The sequence below is a fragment of the Nonomuraea sp. KM90 genome, from assembly GCF_052246675.1.
Taxonomy (GTDB): domain Bacteria; phylum Actinomycetota; class Actinomycetes; order Streptosporangiales; family Streptosporangiaceae; genus Nonomuraea.
In genome coordinates, this window is the sequence record NZ_JBQQCB010000285.1 from 1 (window position 1) to 3,709 (window position 3,709).

General features: G+C 60.9%; 4 protein-coding genes and 1 pseudogene. 2 read left to right on the forward strand and 3 right to left on the reverse strand.

The window, feature by feature from the left end; translation table 11 throughout:
- Nucleotides 1-117 (forward strand): annotated as a pseudogene (locus ACTWPW_RS63230) (IS5/IS1182 family transposase); the annotation flags it as partial.
- Here the strand turns inward: ACTWPW_RS63230 and ACTWPW_RS63235 are convergent.
- Nucleotides 109-1,164: an integrase core domain-containing protein gene (locus tag ACTWPW_RS63235; RefSeq protein WP_443174889.1), complete on the reverse strand. Its 1,056-nt coding sequence runs from the start codon at nt 1,162-1,164 to the stop codon at nt 109-111. The pseudogene ACTWPW_RS63230 and the gene ACTWPW_RS63235 overlap by 9 nt on opposite strands.
- A 21-nt stretch (nt 1,165-1,185) precedes the next feature.
- On the opposite strand from ACTWPW_RS63235, the gene ACTWPW_RS63240 reads away from it, so the two are divergent.
- Nucleotides 1,186-1,476 carry a transposase gene (locus ACTWPW_RS63240; protein WP_443174890.1) on the forward strand — a complete coding sequence of 97 codons (291 nt, stop codon included), beginning with the start codon at nt 1,186-1,188 and terminating at the stop codon, nt 1,474-1,476.
- A gap of 122 nt (nt 1,477-1,598) precedes the next feature.
- Here the strand turns inward: ACTWPW_RS63240 and ACTWPW_RS63245 are convergent, their stop codons facing one another.
- The gene (locus ACTWPW_RS63245) at nt 1,599-2,384 is read right to left on the reverse strand and encodes a hypothetical protein (RefSeq protein WP_443174891.1); all 786 of its coding nucleotides are present in this window, start codon (nt 2,382-2,384) and stop codon (nt 1,599-1,601) included.
- Between the two features lie 664 nt (nt 2,385-3,048).
- Nucleotides 3,049-3,444 (reverse strand): DUF6973 domain-containing protein, encoded by a 396-nt coding sequence (locus ACTWPW_RS63250; RefSeq protein ID WP_443174892.1) that lies wholly within the window; start codon nt 3,442-3,444, stop codon nt 3,049-3,051.
- Nucleotides 3,445-3,709: the final 265 nt, after the last annotated feature.

Consider the following 3,709-nt stretch of genomic DNA (forward strand, 5'->3'; position numbering starts at 1 on the left):
ACCCTGAAGTCCTGGAAGGTGCTGACCAGGCTGCGCTGTTGCCCGCATCGCGCGACCGCACTCGTGCAGGCGATCCTCGTGCTGCAGCTGGTGGAAGAAGGCCGCTACTCAGGATGAAAAGGGCTCATTGAAGTGGGTCTCGTAGGCGGCCAGCACGCGTCGAAGGTGGCGGGAGTTGACGATGAGGGTCCGATCAAGGAGTTCTCGACGCAGGCCGCCGATCCAGCGTTCGGCGAACGCGTTGGCCCGCGGAGCCCGAGGTGGACTCTTGAGAATGCGGATGCCCTCGGCCGTGAAGACTTCGTCGAACATCGCGGTGAACTTGGTATCCCGATCGCAGATGAGGAACCTGAACCCCTCCGCCCTGTCCCCCAGCTCGATCATCAGGTTTCTTGCCTGCTGCGCCACCCACGGCCCCGTCGGATGCTCGGTGACACCGAGCACATGCACCCGGCGGGTGCTGACCTCCATGACGACCAGGCAATACAGGCGTTGAAACAGCACGGTGTCGCAGTGGAAGAAATCACACGCCAAGATCCCCTCAGCTTGAGCCCGCAGGAACTCGCCCCAGGTCGGTCCCGAGCGTCGCGGCGCTGGATCGATGTCGGCCCTCTTCATGATGAGCCACACGGTGGAGGCCCCGACCCGATAGCCCAGAGCGGCGAGTTCCCCGGCGATCCGCCGGTAACCCCACAGCGGATTCTCCCGGGCCAGACGAAGTATCAAGGTCCGGATGGAGGTGCGCGTGGGCGGCCGGCCCTGGGCGCGGCGCTTGAAGGTCCAGCGCCGCCGTACCAGATCGGCGTGCCAGCGCAGCAGCGTGCCCGGCGTCACGAACAACCGCCGACGACCGGCCGGACACAGCAGGCGCGCCAGCGCACTGATCACCGCCCGATCCGCCCACGACGGGCGAGGCCTTGCAACCTGCCGACGCAACACCGCGAGCTGATGTCTCAGGACCAGAATCTCCGCGTCCTTCGACCTCTGCGAGCGACCCAGCAGCACCACCCAGCCTGAGAGCCGAACGAAGATCAGATAAACCAGTCGCAGCACCATGGAAGCGATCATGCCTGCCAGCGCTGAAACACCAAACCTCCAGGTCAGTCCCAACGGCCGAGTTTTCGGCACCCACACGACTACGCCCGCCTGCTGGATGCCGCTCACCAGCAGCTCGGCGGGCCGATCGTGCTGATCTGGGACAACGTCAACACCCACGTCGACGCAGCGATGCGTACTCTGATCGACGCGCGCCCGTGGCTGACGGTGTTCTACTTACCGACCTACGCGCCCGAACTCAACCCGGTGGAGATCGTGTGGTCACACCTCAAACGCGGGCTGGGCAACCTGGCCCCCTGCACGCTCGACGACCTCGCCAAGATCATCCGCAGCCGACTCAAGCAGATGCAATACCGTCCCGACCTGTTGAACGCCTTCCTGGCGCACACCGGCCTGGTTACGGACCCGAGATCGACATGACCCCCCGAACTTTCATCCTCTGTAGCTCGCGCGGCGAAACCCCAGATCAGACCATACGCGCGCGTTTTGACGCGGTACAGGCCGATCGCGTCGGCGGCCTTCAACTGGCGGACCATGTCGACTCAGTTGATCGAATCAGCAACCAGGTCTGAAGCGATGCTCACTGCAGCAGAAGACCCATCCTCGGAGACGGTCACAATCGTGGACGCCTTGCCTTCCACGTCCCATCCGACAACCCGGCCCGCCTCGGCACACCAACCCACCATGATTGCATCGACTGAGTCGATCAGACGGCAATGGCCTTCAGCCCTACTGGACAATTGTGATTCGGCAGGACGTGGCCTCCGGTCGATTGTCCTGGCCGTCGCGGTATCGACAGTCAGCCACTGATCCCCGGCTTCCACAACGAGTTCATCGTCGCTCTTCCAAAAGGCCGCTGACGCACGTTCCGGCAAGGGGACCTGCTTTTCCGAGCCAGACTGCAGCGAAATAACAATCGCGTATGTTTTTCCGGTACCCAGGGACCCCTCCTTGCGAGCGGACAGTGCGACCACATCCCGCCCGGATGGATTTACATCAACCGTTCTGACGTCACTTTCAAGGCGCTTAACTACTGAAACGCGTGCGGGAGATTCGGAGAAGTCCACGAGGTGCACAGTTCCTACCGAGTCGCTGATGACCGCTTGAGATCCGTCAATCCACACACCGGCAGAAGCGTTCATATTCAACTGAACGATCCGGCCGTCGATATAAGCTTTTACAGCATACTCTCCTCCATCTGGAGCGTCTTTGTTCCAACATCCGAGAAAAAGTACCGATTTGCCATCGCGGCTAAGTACCGGCTCTTCTATGTCAGAGTCAGCCGAACAGCGCTCAACGTCCGTCTGAGTTTTGCCGTCAACGGACACGAGGTAATTCTTGCCAGCATCCAGCGACCCTGTTTGCACTGCCGCAAGCCACTTCCCGTTAGCGGGTAATGTGCTGCTGCAGGACACACATAGCAGCAGCACAGCGACTGCCGCCATTCGCGATCGCATGGCCCACCCTCCCTCCACTACCAACTACCTGCTTTCTGCCTCAGAAATGGAGGCCGCACCACTGGAACGACGTAAATTCCTATACTATCACCCACAGAGTTCCGTTCCTGGATATTCACGCAACCGATCCGCCAGGTCACAGCCAGCTTACTAAGGCACCTAGCGTTAGGTTCAGGTGCGTACGCAAAGTACAGCTAGTTTGCTCTAGCACGAGATCACTGCCACCCGCAGGTGCCGGTACGCGGTCCGCCGCTTGACCCGAGATGAGCCTGTGGACGGCAGGGGTCATCCCCCTGGACTGCGGCCATCGGGGATCGGCCAGGAAGCTCCCACACGCCATGCTCGACCTGGACCAAGCTGACTTGACTCATACTGACTGCGGCCCCGCCGGGTGGGTGTTGCGCCAACCTCCGGTGCGCGGATACATCGAGGGCGTTGCTGACTGCGGAGAGGCGGCGGCATCTGTGCCGCCTGTTGGTTTCGAGGACGAATCAAGCCAGACGCTCTGGCCGCCCCGCGCCCCTGCTTGGCGCGATCAGCATGTCCACATCTTTTTGCCGTTCGTGCACTTCCATGACAGGTCAGGTTGCCCCTCAACCTTATACTTTCGCCGTTCCACTATGAATTTACCCATACCTGCCGCAGTCACGATGGTACCCTCCCCGTAGTTGAGCGTGAACAGTGCCCCGAAACTTCTACCTGTTCTGTTGTTGTGTTCGTCGGCCGCCGACCAATAGCCCCCTTTGTCGCTTGTCGTTTCATGGATGTTGCCGATCAGGCTGGCGGTGCGCTCCCCCAGCACGGTCATCATCAGGGCCGACCACAGGGTGTGCAAGAAGGCATTTCGCCACGTGCCATCATCGTCCTTGTCATACCCGTACCATTTCCTGGTTAGATTCTGTGCATCGGTGGCCAACTCCCTGGCTACCATGCAGCTCCTAATGCCTACCGCGCCAGCGCATTGGCCTCTTTCGAATGCTTGAGTCCACGTCAAATTGGTACCTGGCACTTTGTCATTACTGGCTCGAGGTCCCGCCTTCCCGGCCGCCTGGCCAGATGGAGGGTGGATCCTTAGCCTGAATCCACGGCTTGATTCTTGGTGATCATTTCTCGGTCCAATTCGTCGACGAGGACCGTTCCCGCAGGTAGAGGCCTTGGTTTCAGAGCGTGAGGCACCTGCCGTGCTCGGGTCGCGG

What these genes read in the sequence shown, in the direction of transcription:
- ACTWPW_RS63250 (WP_443174892.1), bottom strand. Translation starts at nt 3,444, where the DNA reads ATGGTAGCCAGGGAGTTGGCCACCGATGCACAGAATCTAACCAGGAAA.